The sequence below is a fragment of the Streptomyces sp. 8N114 genome, from assembly GCF_052245835.1.
In the GTDB taxonomy this organism is placed as follows: domain Bacteria; phylum Actinomycetota; class Actinomycetes; order Streptomycetales; family Streptomycetaceae; genus Streptomyces.
Map to the genome: position 1 here is coordinate 42,666 of NZ_JBQQBT010000018.1, position 16,206 is coordinate 58,871.

General features: G+C 72.5%; 14 protein-coding genes. 10 read left to right on the forward strand and 4 right to left on the reverse strand.

Going from position 1 to position 16,206, the window contains the following annotated elements; all coding sequences use genetic code 11:
- Window positions 1-10 precede the first annotated feature (10 nt).
- Window positions 11-2,911, reverse strand: a complete 2,901-nt coding sequence (locus ACTWQF_RS27820) for a SpoIIE family protein phosphatase (protein WP_443282452.1) — start codon at window positions 2,909-2,911, stop codon at window positions 11-13.
- 109 nt (window positions 2,912-3,020) lie between these two features.
- Here ACTWQF_RS27820 and yhfZ point away from each other — a divergent pair, with 109 nt between their 5' ends.
- From yhfZ to ACTWQF_RS27865, 9 genes are all read left to right on the forward strand, one after another.
- Complete coding sequence (yhfZ, locus tag ACTWQF_RS27825; protein ID WP_443282453.1) at window positions 3,021-3,965, forward strand: GntR family transcriptional regulator YhfZ; 945 nt, start codon at window positions 3,021-3,023, stop codon at window positions 3,963-3,965.
- Between the two features lie 114 nt (window positions 3,966-4,079).
- On the forward strand, window positions 4,080-4,454 hold the full coding sequence (locus ACTWQF_RS27830) for a PRD domain-containing protein (RefSeq protein ID WP_443282454.1): 375 nt from the start codon (window positions 4,080-4,082) through the stop codon (window positions 4,452-4,454).
- Between the two features lie 114 nt (window positions 4,455-4,568).
- On the forward strand, window positions 4,569-4,925 hold the full coding sequence (locus ACTWQF_RS27835) for a DUF2620 domain-containing protein (protein WP_443282455.1): 357 nt from the start codon (window positions 4,569-4,571) through the stop codon (window positions 4,923-4,925).
- A gap of 53 nt (window positions 4,926-4,978) precedes the next feature.
- A complete protein-coding gene (locus tag ACTWQF_RS27840) occupies window positions 4,979-6,340 on the forward strand; it encodes a YhfT family protein (RefSeq protein WP_443282525.1) in 1,362 nt (453 codons plus the stop codon).
- Between the two features lie 71 nt (window positions 6,341-6,411).
- On the forward strand, window positions 6,412-7,473 hold the full coding sequence (locus ACTWQF_RS27845; RefSeq protein WP_443282456.1) for a phosphotriesterase family protein: 1,062 nt from the start codon (window positions 6,412-6,414) through the stop codon (window positions 7,471-7,473).
- Window positions 7,474-7,561: 88 nt separating this feature from the next.
- Entirely contained in the window at window positions 7,562-8,857 is a 1,296-nt protein-coding gene (locus ACTWQF_RS27850; RefSeq protein ID WP_443282526.1) for an aminotransferase class V-fold PLP-dependent enzyme, read from the forward strand.
- 1 nt (window position 8,858) lies between these two features.
- Window positions 8,859-10,022, forward strand: a complete 1,164-nt coding sequence (locus ACTWQF_RS27855) for an alanine racemase (protein ID WP_443282457.1) — start codon at window positions 8,859-8,861, stop codon at window positions 10,020-10,022.
- Entirely contained in the window at window positions 10,019-11,269 is a 1,251-nt protein-coding gene (locus tag ACTWQF_RS27860; protein ID WP_443282458.1) for a phosphopentomutase, read from the forward strand. Before ACTWQF_RS27855 ends, ACTWQF_RS27860 begins: the two co-directional genes overlap by 4 nt.
- Window positions 11,270-11,436: 167 nt before the next feature.
- On the forward strand, window positions 11,437-12,033 hold the full coding sequence (locus ACTWQF_RS27865) for a DUF4291 domain-containing protein (protein WP_443282459.1): 597 nt from the start codon (window positions 11,437-11,439) through the stop codon (window positions 12,031-12,033).
- A 32-nt stretch (window positions 12,034-12,065) separates the two neighbouring features.
- On the opposite strand, the gene ACTWQF_RS27870 is transcribed toward ACTWQF_RS27865, so the two are convergent.
- The 3 genes from ACTWQF_RS27870 to ACTWQF_RS27880 all read right to left on the reverse strand — a co-directional run bounded on the left by ACTWQF_RS27870 (window position 12,066) and on the right by ACTWQF_RS27880 (window position 14,805).
- On the reverse strand, window positions 12,066-12,683 hold the full coding sequence (locus ACTWQF_RS27870; protein WP_443282460.1) for a hypothetical protein: 618 nt from the start codon (window positions 12,681-12,683) through the stop codon (window positions 12,066-12,068).
- Window positions 12,684-12,865: 182 nt separating this feature from the next.
- Window positions 12,866-13,933, reverse strand: coding sequence for an MASE1 domain-containing protein (locus ACTWQF_RS27875; protein WP_443282461.1), 1,068 nt, complete (start codon window positions 13,931-13,933; stop codon window positions 12,866-12,868).
- Complete coding sequence (locus ACTWQF_RS27880; RefSeq protein WP_443282462.1) at window positions 13,933-14,805, reverse strand: PP2C family protein-serine/threonine phosphatase; 873 nt, start codon at window positions 14,803-14,805, stop codon at window positions 13,933-13,935. The genes ACTWQF_RS27875 and ACTWQF_RS27880 overlap by 1 nt, the downstream gene beginning before the upstream one ends.
- A 200-nt stretch (window positions 14,806-15,005) precedes the next feature.
- On the opposite strand from ACTWQF_RS27880, the gene ACTWQF_RS27885 reads away from it, so the two are divergent.
- On the forward strand, window positions 15,006-16,139 hold the full coding sequence (locus ACTWQF_RS27885; RefSeq protein WP_443282463.1) for a DUF5954 family protein: 1,134 nt from the start codon (window positions 15,006-15,008) through the stop codon (window positions 16,137-16,139).
- Window positions 16,140-16,206 lie beyond the last annotated feature (67 nt).

Here is a 16,206-nt window from a genome sequence, read left to right on the forward strand (position 1 = left end):
GCCCGCGGTGTCACAGCGGCTCGTCCCACTGGTCGAGGAGGCTGCCGACGTGCCCCCCGCCGCCGGTCGCCTCGTGGTACAGGGCCTGCTCGGTCCACATCACCTTGCCGTGCGGGGTGTAGCGGGTCCCCCAGCGTTCGGCGAGCTGTGCGACGAGGAACAGACCGCGCCCGCCCTCCTCGGTGGCGGCGGCTCGGCGCAGATGCGGCGAGGTACTGCTGCCGTCGGAGACCTCACAGGTGAGGCAGGACTGGTACAGCAGCCGGACCCGGATGGGCTCGCTGCCGTAGCGGATGGCGTTGGTGACCAGCTCGCTGAGGATGAGCTCGGTGGTGAAGGACATCTCCTCCAGCCCCCACTCCGCCATCTTCCGGGTGACCCGGGCGCGCAGCGGGGCCACGGCGCCGGAGTCGGCGGGCACGTCCCACTGGGCGATCCGCTCGGGATCGAGCACCCGGGCGCGGGCCACCAGCAGAGCGACGTCGTCGCTGGGCTCGGCGGGCACCAGTGTGTCGAGCACGGCCCGGCAGGTGTCCTCCGGGGATCGGCCGGGGTGCCCGGTCAGTGCCTCGTGGAGGAGGGCGAGACCGTCGTCGATGTCGCGTTCGCGGTCCTCCACGAGTCCGTCGGTGTACAGGACGAGCCGGCTGTCGCGGGGCAGCCGCAGCTCGGCCGTCTCGAACGGTGCGCCGCCCAGACCGAGCGGCAGCCCGACGGGCACGTCCGGGTACTCGACGGTGCCGTCCGGCCGCACCAGGGCAGGTCCCGGATGGCCCGCCCGGGCGATGGTGCAGCGGCCGGAGACGGAGTCGTAGATGGCGTACAGACAGGTCGCTCCGGTGACCGTCGCGCCGTTGCCCTCGGCCGTCTGGTCCTGGTCGATCCTGTCGACCAGTTCGTCCAGGTGCGCCAGCAGCTCCTCAGGGGCCAGGTCGAGGGAGGAGAAGTTGAGCACTGCCGTGCGCAGCCGGCCCATCGTCGCCGCAGCGTGCAGCCCGTGGCCCACCACGTCGCCCACCACCAGCGCCACCCGGGCGCCGGGCAGCGGGATGACGTCGAACCAGTCACCGCCCACCCCGCCCCTGGTGGGCCGGTAGCGGGACGCCACCTCCAGGGCCTCCTGCTCGGGCAGCCCACGGGGCAGCAGGCTGCGCTGCAGGGTGACCGCCATGGCGTTCTCACGGGTGTAGCGGCGGGCGTTGTCGATGCTGACCGCGGCGCGTGCCGTCAGCTCCTCGGCGAAAGCGAGGTCCTCCTCGCCGTAAGGCTCGCTCTGATCGGTGCGCCAGAATTCCACGGCGCCCAGCACCACACCGCGGGCCCGCAGCGGGGTGCTGATCAGTGAGCGGATGCCGTACTCCAGGGTCTGCCGGCCGTGTTCGGGGTTCTGCGCCAGCCAGCCGTGCGCCTCGCGCAGGTCGGCTTCCAGGACGGGCTGTCCGCTGTCCTCCACGGCCTCGCCGGGCACCGTCTCGACGGTCCGGACGACCTCGCCCACCGGGAGGAGGGGCGGGTCGTCGCGGACGCCGCTCATCGCCGTACGGCGCATGTCGGTGCGCGCGGCCGACGGTTCCTCCCCGCGCAGCACCGGGTCCAGCAGTTCCACGGTGGCGAATTCGGCGAACCGGGGCACTGCCACCTCGGTCAGCTCCTCGGCGGTACGGACCACATCCAGCGTGGTGCCGACCCGTACCCCGGCCTCGTACAGCAGCCGCAGCCGCTCCCGTGCCCCCTCCGCGCGGCCTTCCAGGGCGTGCAGTTCGGTGGTGTCCCGGAGGGTGGCCACCCGGCCCGGTGCCCCTTCCCCGCTGCGGGCGGAGCGGACGTTGACGGCCAGCAGCCTGCCCTTGGCCAGATGCACCTCGTCCGAAGCGGTGCGGCCCGACGCCAGCAGCTCCGCCATGCCCGGGCTCAGGCCCACCTGGTCGACGCGGCGCCCCTCCACGTCCTCGGGCAGCTCCAGCAGCCGCCGGGCCTCGCTGTTGACGAGCATCACACGTCCCCCGTCGTCGAGGATGAGCACGCCCTCCCGGACGGCGTGCAGCACCGCGTCGTGGTGCTCGTACATGCGGGTCATCTCTTCCGGACCCAGGCCGTGGGTCTGGCGCCGCAGTCTTCTGCTCACCAGCGCGGAGCTGCCCGAGGCGAGGGCGAGTGCGCCAGCGGCCGACATGAGCAGTACGGGCAGTTGCTTCTTCACCGCCTGGTTCGCCCGCGTCACCGTGACCCCCGTGGACACCAGCCCGGCGAGGGTGCCGTCCGGCCGGGTGACGGGGACGGCCGAGTTGACGGTCCGGCCAGGTGCCGCCTGGAGGGTCTCGGTGGTGGAGCGGCCCTCGCGGGCATCTCTGACGGCCCTCTTGAACGGCCCGATGACGTGTTTGCCGATCAGGCGGGGGTCAGGGGCCGTGACCCTGATTCCGTTCGGCTTCCAGACGACCACGTAGGAGACGCCGGTCGTCTTGCGCAACGCCTCCGCGCGCGGCTGGAGCTTCGCGGTCGGATCCCGGACGTCCAGGTTTTTCACCACATCCGGTGACTGCGCGAAGGTCATGGCCACGGCGCGGGCTTCCTTGTCTGCTTGCCGGGTGGCGTCCCACCGGGCGTGCAGTACGAAGGCCACCACCACGGCGATCATCAGCAGCACGATGACCGTGACCTGGAGGACGAAGACCTCGCCCGCGACGGTGCGGGGGCCGAACGGAAACCGGAAGCGGCGCGCGGGTTGTGGTGGCTGTCCGGCGTCGGTGGACGTGCCGGGGGGCGGGGTGCTCTCTGCTCCCGGGCCCTGGCGTTGTGTTCCTCGGCCCTGGCGTTCTGCTCCAGAGTCCTGGCGGGAGCGCGGGGAGGCGGGAGGCACTCGGCGGTGCCGTTCACGCCGAGCCGATCGGCGCCCGAAGAGTCCGCGCATGCCCCTTTTCTAGCAGTTCCGGGCATGGCGAGCCTCCGCCGACTCGAGCCTCCACCCACCAGGAGAAGGGGTCTTGTCAAGAATCCAGGATTCTGGTTACTGTTCCGTCGTGAACGGTTACGACGAGCGGTTCCTGACCCGCAACGGCCTGGCGGCCCGCCAGCTCGCGCTCCTCCTGCTGGAGTACGAACCGGAGACGCGGCTGCCCCGGGTGCGGGACTTCGCCGAGGAGCTGGGATGCGGCAACGGCACTGTGCAGGCCGCGCTGCGGCTGCTGGAGGAGGCCGGGGCGATCGAGACCGCGGCACGCGGCCATCTGGGCACCTTCCTCGTCCGCTCGGACCGCTCGGTCCTGTGGCGGCTCTCCGGTCTCGGCACGCTGCTCGCCGCGATGCCACTGCCCTACTCCCGCCGTTACGAGGGGCTGGCCACCGGTCTGCGCGCGGCGTTCGACGACGCGGGGACGCCGTTCGCCATCACCTTCATGCGCGGCGCGGGCAGCCGGGCCACGGCGCTGCTCGAGGGCAAGGCCGACCTCGTCGTGCTCTCCCGCTTCGCCGCCGACCGTCTGATCGAGGAGTATCCGGAGGACCTGTCGCTGGTGGTCGACCTCGGTCCCACCACCTATGTCGGGGCCCACGGGGTGCTGCTGCGTGAGGGGGGCTCGCTTGACGCGCCAGGGCTGCGCGTTGCGGTCGACCACGCCTCGGAGGACCAGCGGATGCTCGCGGAGCGGGCGTTCGCGGGGCGGGAGGACGTCGAGTGGATCGAGTGCTCGTACATGCAGCTGCCCGATCTGCTGGCGCAGAACAAGGCGGACGCCACCGTCTGGAATCTGGACGAGGTGCAGGGCCGCATCGACGCGGGCATCGACGTACTGCCGCTCGGCGACGAGATAACGCGTGATCTGTCCCTGCGGAACTCCAGCGCGGCGGTCATCGGCAGAGCCGAGAGCGTGGCCGCACTGCACGCCATACGGGACGCCATCGACCCCGACCGGGTGACGGAGCTTCAGTCCGCCGTCGTACGAGGAGACCGGATGCCCTCGTACTGACCGCCGACGGGCCCCGCCGTGCCCGGGGAGCCCGTGCGCGGCCCTCATCGGCCGGGCTCGGACCGCCGTGAGAATCCAGAATCCCGCTTTCTGTCGCCCGTCGAGGAGGACGCCGTGGACGATCAGCTCGCACTCCGCATCCAGCTCTTCCGCGAGGGCGGCCAAGTCCGGCCCGGGGTGGTCGACTTCGTGGCGGCCGAGCTGTCGGCGCTCTCCGACGAGGGTGCTCCGGTGACGGAGGAGACGGCAGGCATGCTGACGAGCCATCTGATCATGGCCCTCACCCGGCTGCTCGACGGCGAGTCCATCGAGAAGTTCGAGACCGACGAGCAGGTTGCCGCAGAGCTCGCCGCCCATCCGGCCGCCGTCGAGCGCGCCCGCCGTACCGCCGCCCGCGCCGAGACGGAGCTGGGCGCCACGCTGCCCGACTCCGAGATCAACTTCTTGGCCCTGCATCTGGCCGTCCTCGCCCAACGGGTCTCCGGCTGACCCGTCCTGACATCCCGACGCCATTCACCGCCGCCCCCCACCACGTCCCGCCCCCGACACCTCGGGCCAGGCACAACCACCGGGCCCCGCAGCACAGATGAGAGGCATCCAGCCATGACGAAGATCCTCACCGGCGGAGTCGGCAAGACCGAGGTCGCGAGCGCCGTTCAAGCGCTCGGTCTGGACGGGGTCGAAGTCGCTGTCTCCAGCGACATGGACGCCGCGATGAAGCTCCGCTCCGGACAGGCCGACTACTTCTTCGGCACCTGCCACACCGGCGCGGGGGCCTCCCTCGGCGTGCTCGTCGGCCTGATGGGGCAGCCCGCCTGCCACACCTTCGGCCGCTCGGTGCCCGCCGAGGACCAGGTCGCCGCGCTGCTGGCCGACGGCAAGAAGGTCTTCGGGTTCTCCATGGACCAGATCGACACCATCGCCCCCCTGCTCGCCCGCGCCGTCGCCGCGCGTGCCTGACCGGGTTCCGGCGCAGACACCCCGGGCGTGAAGGAGCGACCCCCGTGAGTACCGTGAGCACCGCCGGCAGTCAGCTGGCAGCAAACGCCGGACTGGACTTCTCGCTGCCGCAGCAGCTGACCGTGATCCTCCTGTGTGCGCTGACCGCGTTCATCTCGCACATGGCGCTGGCCGTCTTCAACGACGGAGTGCGCCCGTTCATGCTGGACTTCATCCACGGGCGGACCACCCGCTCGGCCACCACGGCGGTCTCCTTCGGGCTCTCCGCCGGTTTCATCTTCGGACTCGGCGCACCGATGGCGCTCTCCTCCGGCGTCCTCAACCCATGGCTGCTCTTCCTGCCCACCGACATCCTGGGCCTGCTGGCACCGAAGAAGTGGCTCGCACCGCTGCTGGGCGCCGGCTGGGGCGCGGTGGTCGTCTTCGGCCTCAACGGCGCCAACGAGGTGGCGCACGACCTGCCCGTCGACTTCCTGACGGCCATGCAGCAGATGTCGACGCCGATCCTCTTCCTGTTCACGCTCTTCCCGGTGCTGGCCATCACCAAGCAGTTCGGGCGCGCCTGGGGCGGGGTTGCGGGCGCCGTCGAACTCGCCCTCGTCGTCATGACGATGAAGCTGTGGCCCGACATGTTCGCGGGCGCCCTCGCCATGGCCGTCGGCGTGCTGCTGCTGATCGGCCTCGCCGTCCGCCGCGACCTGGTGCAGCGCAAGGCGGACCGCGAGGCCGCGGCCGCCTCGGGAGCCGCCGCGCCGGAAGGCCCGCCCGAGGACGACCCGATGGCCTCCCTCTTCAGCACCAGCGCCGCCCGGCTGCGCCGCTATCTGCCGCTGTTCATGGTGCTCGGCGCGGGGATCTGCATGCTCGCGCAGATGCACATATTCGGCGGCGGCGAGGCCACCAGCTTCCTGATAGCCAAGGGCAACATCTCCGAGGCGGCACAGGTCGACTTCTACCGCTTCTTCGGCTTCATCCCGCTGATCGCGACAACGGCGCTCGCCTCGGGTGCCTACGGCATCGTCGGCTTCACGATCGTCTACCCGATCGGCTATCTGATGCCGAACCCGGTCCTGGCGGCGATAGCCGGGGCGGTCGTCTTCGCCCTCGAAGTCCTGGCCCTGTCCGCCATCGGCAAGCTCCTCGGCAAGCTGCCCAGCGTCCGCGACTCCTCCGAGCACCTGCGCAACGCCATCACCGAGACCCTCCTCCTGGCCATCCTGTTCGGCTCGCTGATGGCGGCCAACGCGATGGGCGCCGGGCTCGGCATCCTCGTCGTGGGCGGGCTCTATCTGCTCAACGAGGTGATGGGCCGCCCTGTCGTCCGGATGGCGGCGGCGCCCGCGGCGGTGATTGTCGGCGGCGCCCTGCTCAACGTCCTCTACTGGCTCGACCTGTTCACCCCCGTCAAGGGCTGACCCCCAGCTCTTGAGCCACCCCCCGTCAGGGCTGAGGCCGCGCTGCCACCTGCCACCCAGGAAGGCCCACCATGAGTTGGAGCACCCCCCACGGCGCCACCCCCCACGGCGCCACCCCCCACGGCGCCGCCCCCTACGGCACCGCCCCCCACGGCGCCACCCCCTACGGTCCCGAGCCACTGCTGCACACCGTCGCGGGACCGCTGTCCGCGGCGGCCGTGAGCGGCCCGGCCCTCGCCCATGAGCATCTGGTCCTCGACCTGGACCTCAAGGCCGACGGCGCCGCCGTCCTGGACGCGCAGCGGCACGGACCTGCCGTCATCCGCGAACTGGCGGAGCTGCGCGAGGAGTTCGGCCTCTCCCTCGTCATCGAGCTGACCTGCCGGGGCATGGGCCGCGATCCCGGCACGCTCGCCAGGATCGCCGAGGAGAGCGGGGTGGCCGTCGTCGCCGCGACCGGGTGGTACTACGAGCCGTTCTACCCGGCGGCGGACCTGGCGGGGGCCTCGGTCGAACAGCTCGCCGCCGGTCTGGAGAGGGAGATCCGCGACGGCATCGCCGGCCCTGACGGCACGCCGACCGGGATCCGCCCGGGCGTACTCGGCGAGGTGGGCAGCCACGGCGAGGTGCCCAGCGGGCCGGAGACCCGAGTACTGCGGGCCGCAGCGCGCGCGGCAGTGGCCACCGGGCTGTCCGTGGCCACTCACGCCCAACTCGGCCACGGCGGACTCGCCCAGCTCGAGCTGCTGACCGACGCAGGTCTGGCCCCGCACCGGATCTGCGTCGGGCACCAGGACCTCCTCACCGCACCGGCCGTGCACCGGCGGCTCGCCGAGGCGGGCGCGTACGTGGCGTTCGACACCGTCGGCAAGGAGAGCTACCAGAGCGACGAGGTACGGCTGCGGCTGCTCCTCGCGTTGCTGGAGGCCGGGCATGCCGACCGGGTGCTGCTCAGCTGCGACATCTCCCGGCACGGCTACCTGCGGACTGAGGGCGGCCAGGGCTACGGCCACCTGTTCCGCTCCTTCCTCCCTGCCGCCCGCGCCGCTGGCGTGGACGAAGACCTGATCGACCTGATGACCCGGCGCAACCCGCTGCGCTTCCTGACCGGCGCCGGCCCGGAGGAGATCTGAGATGGCCAAGACGGCAGCCACCCCGCCGACGCCCTCCCGACCGGGCGGCTCCGGACCCAACAGCCCCAGCCCGGCCGGCGCCCGGCCGGTGCCCCCGCCGCTGCCCCGTACGTTCCCGTTGGCCACCGTCCCCGTGGAGGAGGCGGTCACCCGGCAGTTCCGGCTGCTGGAGGCCACCGCAGCGCACTTCGCCGGGGAGGAGCTGTTCGCCGCCGACGCCGGCGTGGTGCCGGGACTCGGGCGGCCTCGGACCACCGCACGGGTCGAGGCGGTGCTGGCCGAGTACTTCGGCGCCGAGGACGCGGCGCTCGTGCAAGGCGCGGGCACCGGCGCGATCCGTGCCGCGCTGAGCGCCGCCGTCGGGCCGGGCGAGCCGCTGCTCATCCACCGCGCACCCGTCTACCGCTCCACCGCGGTCACCCTGCGCGGGCTGGGCGTCGAGACGACAGAGGCCGACTTCAACGACCTTGACGCGCTGCGGACCACGCTCGCCTCCGGCCGCTTCCGCTGGGCGTACGTGCAGCACACCCGGCAGCGGCTCGCCGACTCCTACGACCCCGCCGAGGTGCTGGCCGTCTGTCGGCAGGCCGGGGTCCGCACGCTCACCGACGACAACTACGCCGTCTTCCGGGTGCCCGCCTCCGGGGTCGAACTGGGCGCGGACGCCTCCTGCTTCTCGCTGTTCAAGCTGCACGGCCCGGAAGGTGTCGGCGCCGTCGTCGGCGCTGCCGACCTGATCGCCCGGGTGCGCGCCGACAACTACTCGGGCGGCGGCCAGGTCCAGGGCCACCAGGCGCTCGAAGCGCTGCGTGCCCTCACCCATGTGCCGGTGATGTGGGCCGTCCAGTCCCGCGTCGGCACCGAGGTCGCCGAGCGCCTCGCCGCCGGGGAGGTGCCCGGAGTCGCCGATGTACGCCTCGCCAACGCGCAGGACAGATGCCTGCTCGTCCAGCTGGAGACACCAGTCGCCAAGCAACTCCCCGAGGTGGCAGCGCGGTTCGGTGCTGCACCGTTTCCGGTGGGCTCCAACTCCCGGTACGAGATCGCGCCGCTCTTCTACCGCATGTCCAGCTCGGCCCTGGACGATGCGCCGGAGCTCGCCGACTGGGTGGTCCGCGTCAACCCGATGCGGGCAGGCGCCGATCTCGTCCTCGACATCCTGCGCCGCTCCCTGGCCGCGCTGAGCGACGAACCGACCGCCGCCGAACAACCAGCCGCCGAACAACCATCTGCAGCACACCCCGCCGCGGAGCAACCCGCCCCACAGCAACCGGCCACCGAAGCACCACCGCACGAAGCGCCACCGCACAAAGCACCACCACACGAAGCACTGCCCCACAAAGCACCGCCGCACGAAGCACAGAAGCACCGCACAAAGGACTGAAGTGTTCCTCGACAGCCTCCTCGCCCGCAATCCGGGGCTCGCCGACACCGCGGCCGACCTCCATCGGCGCGGCGAGATCCCGCCCGACACCTACGTCATGGACTTGGACGCCGTCGCGGAGAACGCCGCCCTCCTCGCGGGCGAGGCCGAACGCCTCGGCCTGTCCCTGTGGTTCGTGGTCAAGCAGCTGGGCCGCAACCCGGAGCTGATCCGCGCCGTCTCCCGCGCCATTCCCTCCTTCGCAGCCATCGACCCCGCCGAGGCCCGCACGCTGCACGCGGCGGGAGCCCGTGCCGGAAACCTCGGCCACCTCGTGCAGATCCCGCACCGTGCGCTGCCGGAGGTGCTCGGCTGGCGTCCGGAGGCCGTCACGGTCTTCGACCGCGCCAACGCGCGCGCCGTCTCAGCGGCAGCCGAGCGCCTCGGACTCGTCCAGGACGTGCTGGTCAGGCTGGAGGGCGCGGACGGCTCGGTCTATCCGGGGCAGGAAGGCGGCGTCCCGCTGTACGCGCTCGACGCCTTCGCCGCGGAGGCCGAGCGGCTGCCGGGCATCAGGATCGCGGGCGTCACCGCGTTCCCCTGCGTCCTGTGCGATCCGAAGACCGGTGCCCCGGTCCCCACCCCCTCCTTCGACCTCGCCCTCAAGGCCCGCGAACTGCTCGCCGCACGCGGGCACCAGCACCTCAAGCTCAGCGCCCCCAGCGCCACCTCCATGGCCAGCCTGCCGCTGCTGGCCCGGCTCGGTGCCACCCATGGCGAACCAGGCCACGCCCTGACCGGCACCACTCCGCTGCACGCGCTCGACGCCGACCAGCCCGAGCGGCCCGCGTACGTGTATGTGACGGAGGTGGCGCACACGCTGGCCGACGGGCGTCCCGCGGTGTTCGGCGGCGGGTTCTACCCGCGTGCCCGCATCACCTCCGCGCTGCTGCCCCGTACCGGCCGACGCTTGTCCGTGCAGGGCGCGCCCGCTGAAAACATCGACTACTACCGGCTGCTGGCCGCGCCCGGGGACGGCGGGCGGGTGCAGGTCGGTGACACAGCGCTGCTGGCGTTCCGTACGCAGATCTTCGTGACCCGCTCCACGGTCGCGGTGGTGGCCGGCCTCTCGTCCGGAAAGCCACGGCTGACCGGGCTGTACGACGCACACGGGAGGGCGCTGTGACAGGGGACGCGTACGGCCGGGGCCGCACCGTCATCGTCGTCGTCGACGGGTTCGGCATCGGCGCCATGCCGGACGCCGGGGCGCTGCGCCCCGGCGACGCTGCCGCCGACACCTGCGGCCATGTGCTCGACCACGCCCGCGAGGCACTCGGACGGCCGCTGCGGCTGCCGGTGTTCGGGGCGCTGGGCCTCGGCCTGGTCCACCCGCATCCCGACCTCGCCCGCCGCACCCGGCTGCCGGTCGCGGCGGGGCGGGCCGCGCTCGGCTACCCCGGCGCCGACACGTTCGCCGGCCACCAGACGATGATGGGCGCGGACTTCAGCCGGGTGACGGTCGCCCGCCTCGGCGACCACCTGGAAGAAGTCGGCGCGGCACTGCGTGCGGCAGGCCACCGGGTGGAGCTTCTGGACGACAGACCGCTGCTGCTGGTCGACGGTGGTGTGCTGGTGCACGACAACCTCGAGGCGGACCCGGGCATCAACTGGAACGCCTCGGCCAGGCTGGACGACGTCGGATTCGACGGCATCCTCGCCGTCGCCCGTACGGTGCGTGCGGTGGCGCCCGTGGCCCGGGTCATCGCGGTCGGCGGCCACGCGGACGCCCCGCTGCGCCGGTTCGTCCGCGACGGCGACGGCGGAACGGTGGGCCTGGACACCCCGGCGAGCGGCTTCTACCGCAACGGCGGCCTCCAGGTGCAGCATCTGGGCGTGGAGCTGGATCACACCCGCCAGCTTCCCGAACTGGCGGCGCGGGCCGGAATCCCGGTGACGCTCGTCGGCAAGGCCGCGGACATCCTGGCGTGCGAGACGGCCGTCCGCCGCCCCGCGGTACCCACCGCCGACGTCCTCGCCCACACCGCGGAGGCGGTCCGCGCGCCCGGCGAGTCACTGGTCGTCGCCAACGTCCAGGAGAGCGACCTGGCGGGCCACCAGCGGGACGCGGAGCGGTACGCGCGCATCCTGGAGCAGGTCGACGCGGGCCTGGCCGCGCTGGTCGCGCTGCTGGACCGGCCCGGCGACCGCCTCGTCGTCACCGGCGACCACGGCAACGACCCGACGATCGGGCACGCCTACCACACCCGCGAGTACGTGCCGTTGCTCATCCACCGTCCCGACGCGTCCGGAGTGGAGCTGCTGCCGGACGCCGACAGCCTGGCCGACGTGGGGGCCACAGCGGCCGCGGCGCTGGGGCTCGATCCCGCGGGCCTCGCCAACGGGAGGCGGATAGCGGAGCGCGCCGCGGCCTGAGCGATCATGGTGCGGAGTCCGTGCAGTACCGCCGCCCAAGGAGCAGTACCGCCCCCCGCCCGCAAGCGCCCGCTGGAGATCCTCTGACGGGCCGTACGACGACGCCTGGGGCGCCCGGCGCGGTAAATCGCTGGCAAGAGGCGACCCGCTACGGCGACCCTGGGCGCGTGTCAGAACCACTCAAGTACCAGATACGCGCCGCGCATACGGCGTCCACCGTCACCGTCTACCAGGCGTACGCGCCCCGGCTCGGTCTGCCCGCGGCCCGCGACGGGCGGTTCCCGGCGGCGTGGAAGCGGGACCGGATGACCTGGATCAAGCCGTCCTTCCTGTGGATGATGTACCGCTGCGGCTGGGGCACCAAGCAGGACCAGGAGACCGTCCTCGCCGTCGAGATCACCCGCGAGGGCTTCGAGTGGGCGCTGCGTCATGCCTGCCTGTCGCACTACGTCGCCGACCGGCACGCCGACCATGCTGCGTGGAAGCGGCAGTTGCGGCAGTCGCCGGCCCGGGTCCAGTGGGATCCCGAACGCGATCTGCACCTGCGTCCGCTGCCGCACCGCTCCCTCCAGCTCGGTCTGGCGGGCGAGGCAGCACGCCGGTATGCCGACGAGTGGACGGTCTCCCTCACCGACGTCACCCCGCTCGCCCACCAGGTGCATGCCGCCGTACGGGACGGCGACCTGGACGCGGCCCGCGCCCTGCTGCCCGCCGAACCGCCCTACCCGGCAGGCCCCGACCTCATCGGCCATCTGGCGGCCTGAGCTCGTCCCTGGCCGTCGGGCCCCGAGCGGGGTCAGTCGATGAAGTAGTTCCAGAAGACGCCGACTTCGGTCTCCGAGGCCGCAAGGACGCCCACGTCCATGAGGTAGCCGTCCCGCTGCGCGTCGGGGTGCGCGAAGCAGGAGACGGCGAAGCTCCGGCGGCACCGCTCGCCGTCGGGAAACTCATTGCCGAGATCGCCGAGATCGTCGAGCAGTTCCTCGTTGGTGGCGAACTCCGCCGACGGGCCGAACCGGCCGAGCACGGTACGGGCCGCCGTACGCAGCTCGCCGAGCAGTCCCGGGCGGCCGTCCCCGGACGGAATCCGCGCGAGGTGGCCGTACTCGGCGCAGTGGTACGTCAACAGAGCGGCGGCCTCGTGCGGGGTGACCAGCTCCAGGTGGTGGTTGAGATGGTGCTCGTCCACTTGGTCGAGCGGGTAGTACGGGGTGTGACGGGTGCGCTGGGCGCTTCCCGTGTGCAGGTCGATGTTCCGCCAGCCGCGCGGATCGCGGGTCCTGAGCTGCAGCACCGCCGCGGCGTCCCGCAGCCAGTCCGTGTGCTCCCGCGGCCCCACAGCACCCAGCCACAACCGCAGCGTGCCCAGCGACTTCTCCCAGGCGACGGCATCCGGGGGCGAGGGCAAGACCATGACAGGGACTCTACGGCTTGACGAGCAGGGCTACCTTCCCAAGCGCAGCAGGGGGACGCGCCCCGTGAGGTGCGCCGGGCTGTGTTCATGTGCGGCTCCGCCGGGTGGGCGCGACCAGCCACAACACACCCGCAGTCCGCGCGCCTCGATCAGGGGCACCCCCTCACCGGAACAACGGCGACCTAACCCTGGCGCTGCCCCGTACGGCCGCCCGCCGGGAAGGAGCGGGGCCCGCGGCCCTGCGGGGCGAGGACCTCGACCATCTCCGCGAGGTCGTCACACGCGGCGGCGATCCTGCGATGGGTGTTGCGCTTCTCCGCGGTGACAGCCGCGAGCAGCAGCGTGGTCAGCGCCGCGGAGCCGTTGAGGGCCTGGAGGGTGACCATGTCCGTGATCAGATCCTGCCGGGCGAAGACCCCGGTCCGGTCGGTGGCGGCTCCGGTCGCGGCGACAGCGAGGATGGTCGTACTCACCGCGCAGCCTGCCAGTTGGAACCGCAGCGCCGCCCACACCAGCAGCGGGAAGACCAGGAACAGCAGGTCGACAGGGGCCCGGGTCACCACGATGGCCAGTACGGTGATCGCCGCGGCCAGGCCCACCGCCTCCGCCGCCTGCACCCAGCCGCGCGGCCGGCTCAGCCTGGGCAGCGACAGCAGCAGCGGCGTGACGACCAGTACGCCCACCGCGTCGCCGGCCCACCACGCCGACCAGACCGGCCAGAACTCGGACAGCGTGAGATGTTTGCCCGCGACCAGCATCAGACAGCCCACGGTCGCGCTCACCAGCATGCCGAGGAAAGCGCCGAGGAAGACCAGGCTCACCCCGTCCCGGAGCCGGTCGACCTGTTCGCGGAACCGTACGCGGCGCAGCAGAAGGCAGGCGATGAGGGGCGCGAGGGTGCTGCCGGCGACGGATCCCATCGCCGTCCAGCTCAGTGGCCCCATGTAGAGGAGTACCAGCAGCGCACCGAGTGCCACCCCCGGCCACACCCGCAGCCCGAAGTAGAGCAGGCCGGCGAGGGCGATACCGGTCGGCGGCCAGAACGGGGTGACGACCGCGCCCTCGACCGTCACCTTCCACAGCAGGCCGAGCCGCCCGCCCGCGTAGTAGCACAGGGCGAGGACGACGAGGCGCAGTACGTACGCAGCGAACAGGCTCCCTCTTGTGCCCGCGGGCAGTGGCCCGGCCGGGGGAGGGGAGGGTTGCGGTGTCCGGTCCGCCGTCGCATCGCTGGGTGCCACATCGTTCATCAGACAACGCCGGGCGCCGCGTCGGCCGTCTGACACGCCTCCGGCCCGTCATAGCTGAGCACCAGGACGGCCGCGTCGTCGGTGTGGCCGGTCTGTTCCGCCACCTCCATGACGCGGTCGGCGAGCACCTCGGGGTCCTCGCGGACACCGTCCCGCAGCACCTGCGCCACCTGGGCCAGGCCCTCCTCCAGCGGGAACCGGGGCCCCTCCACCACCCCGTCGGTCAGCAGCGCCAGCGCGCCGGGCAGGGTCAAGCGGTACTCGGTGACGGGGTAGGTCTGGCCCTCCATGACGGCCAGCGGCAGACCGATCTCGTCCGGGGGGTGGTCGATGACCCCGCCCACCCCGTCAGCCCGCGCCCACACGGCGCCGGTGTGCCCGGCACGCGCGGTGTGCACGCTCCAGTTGCGCGGGTCGAAGCGCAGGAAGACGCAGGTGGCGAAGAGCGGGTTGTCGGTCGCCGCGAGCAGTTCGTTGGCCGTGTGCAGGACTTCGCCCGGGTCCGTGGTGCCCATGGCGGCCACCGCGCGCAGCGCGATCCGTACCTGGCCCATATAGGCGGCGGCCTCCACGTCGTGCCCCTGCACATCGCCCACGGAGAAACCGAACGTCCCGTCGGAGAGCCGGAAGCCGTCGTACCAGTCGCCCCCGATGTCCAGGCCGTTGCGTGCCGGTGCGTAGCGGGCCGCGACGCGCAGCCCCGGCGCGGTCGGCAGGCTGGAGGGCAGCATTCCGCGCTGCAGGGCTTCGGCCAGTTCGACCCGGGCGCGCTGGACCTCGACCTCTTCCCGGACCCTGGCGGTGAGCCGCCCGAGCTGCGAGAGCAGATCGTCGGCGCTCGCCGGCCGCGCATGACGGTGCCGACCACCCATGCCACGAGCGTAGCCGCGCCCCGGTGCCACCGCCCGACGAGCGCGTACGCCCAGGGCCCCGAACGGGCGCGGCGCTGTGTTCCTGTGCCGTCGCTCTGAGGGTCGGCTCCCGCATGGTCGTACGCCAGTACGAATCGGGCTGACGAGGGACTATGCCCAACTCGCCCCGTACGTACGGTAGTCGTGCGCATACTTGCCGCATGCAGGGAGAGTGTGACGGGACGGATCACGTACCGGCCTACCGGACGATCAGGGTGGCACCGCTGGCGGAGCCGGTGGCCGCCATGGCGGACGAGGAGGCGTGGCGGGCACGGGAGCGCTACCCCGTGCTGATGGGTTTCCGGCCCGTCTTCGGCCTGGCCAGGGAACGGACGGAGAGCGAGGGCTGCGGCTGGCAACTGCTGCCGTACTTCGGCTCTCCCACCCCGCAGAGCGCCCGGGACGGACTGGGTTCGCATCTGCGGCGCCGCGCCCATGAGGCGAAGGAAGCGGGCGACGAGGAGACCCGCGCCGCCTGCCAGGCGGCTGCCGAGCGCCTCGACTGGGAGCCCCTGGACGAGCTGACCGTGCGGGGCGAGCGCTATCGCGTCGTACGCGCCGAGAACGTCATCCGCTCCGGACCCGAGGGCCCCGAACCGCCCCGCCCCTCCGACCCCGACCCGGCGGAACCGGGCGAGGCGAACCGGCTGCCCGACCGTACCGAGGGCTTCGTCCTGGACGCCGCGGTACCCACCGGCCCCTCCGAGGGCATCCTCAAGGCCGAGCTGCTCGCGCTCGCCCACCGCGAGGGCGACGACCAGCAGGTGCGCGAGGACGCCCGGCGGGCCGCCGTCAGCCACCCTGGCGGAGTCCTGCTGCCGCCCGCGTTCCTCTTCGCCGAGGAGGAGGGCGGCGCCTGGCGCTCGGAGACCGGCGACAGCGACACCCCGCAGGAGGCCCGCGACGCCCTCACCATGCTGCTGCGCGTTCTGGCACCCGCCATGCACGGGCTGGACGAGGCCACCCGCGCCGCCTACAAGGAGGCCGCCGACCGGCTCGACGCGGAGCGCGGCGTCGAGCTCCGCTTCGCGGGCCGCCATCTGCGGCTCGTCCGCGTCGAACGGTTCGTCCGGATCGGCCCCGACGGGCCGGAGGGCCCCCGCCCCAGCGACTACGACCCGGACGAACCGGTCATGGTGCAGGAGGAGCGGATGCGTGCGGAGGGCTGGGATCCGGATGCGGAGGACGAGCCGGAAGACGACGACCCCGAACTGGCGGCTCGCCTGGGCCTGCTGGATCAGCTCACGCAGGAGGAACTGGCCCGCCGCAAAGACCGCGACGCGGGCCGCCCGTAAAGAGACGCGCCCCGAAGGGGCGCGGGGCTGTGTTCATGTGCGGCTCCGCCGCGTGGGCGCGACCAGC

Coding starts and splice junctions, on each gene's coding strand:
- ACTWQF_RS27820 (WP_443282452.1), bottom strand. CDS start 2,911: ATGCGCGGACTCTTCGGGCGCCGATCGGCTCGGCGTGAACGGCACCGC.
- ACTWQF_RS27835 (WP_443282455.1), top strand. CDS start 4,569: ATGACGAAGATCCTCACCGGCGGAGTCGGCAAGACCGAGGTCGCGAGC.
- ACTWQF_RS27845 (WP_443282456.1), top strand. CDS start 6,412: ATGAGTTGGAGCACCCCCCACGGCGCCACCCCCCACGGCGCCACCCCC.
- ACTWQF_RS27870 (WP_443282460.1), bottom strand. CDS start 12,683: ATGGTCTTGCCCTCGCCCCCGGATGCCGTCGCCTGGGAGAAGTCGCTG.
- ACTWQF_RS27875 (WP_443282461.1), bottom strand. CDS start 13,933: ATGAACGATGTGGCACCCAGCGATGCGACGGCGGACCGGACACCGCAA.
- ACTWQF_RS27880 (WP_443282462.1), bottom strand. CDS start 14,805: ATGGGTGGTCGGCACCGTCATGCGCGGCCGGCGAGCGCCGACGATCTG.
- ACTWQF_RS27885 (WP_443282463.1), top strand. CDS start 15,006: ATGCAGGGAGAGTGTGACGGGACGGATCACGTACCGGCCTACCGGACG.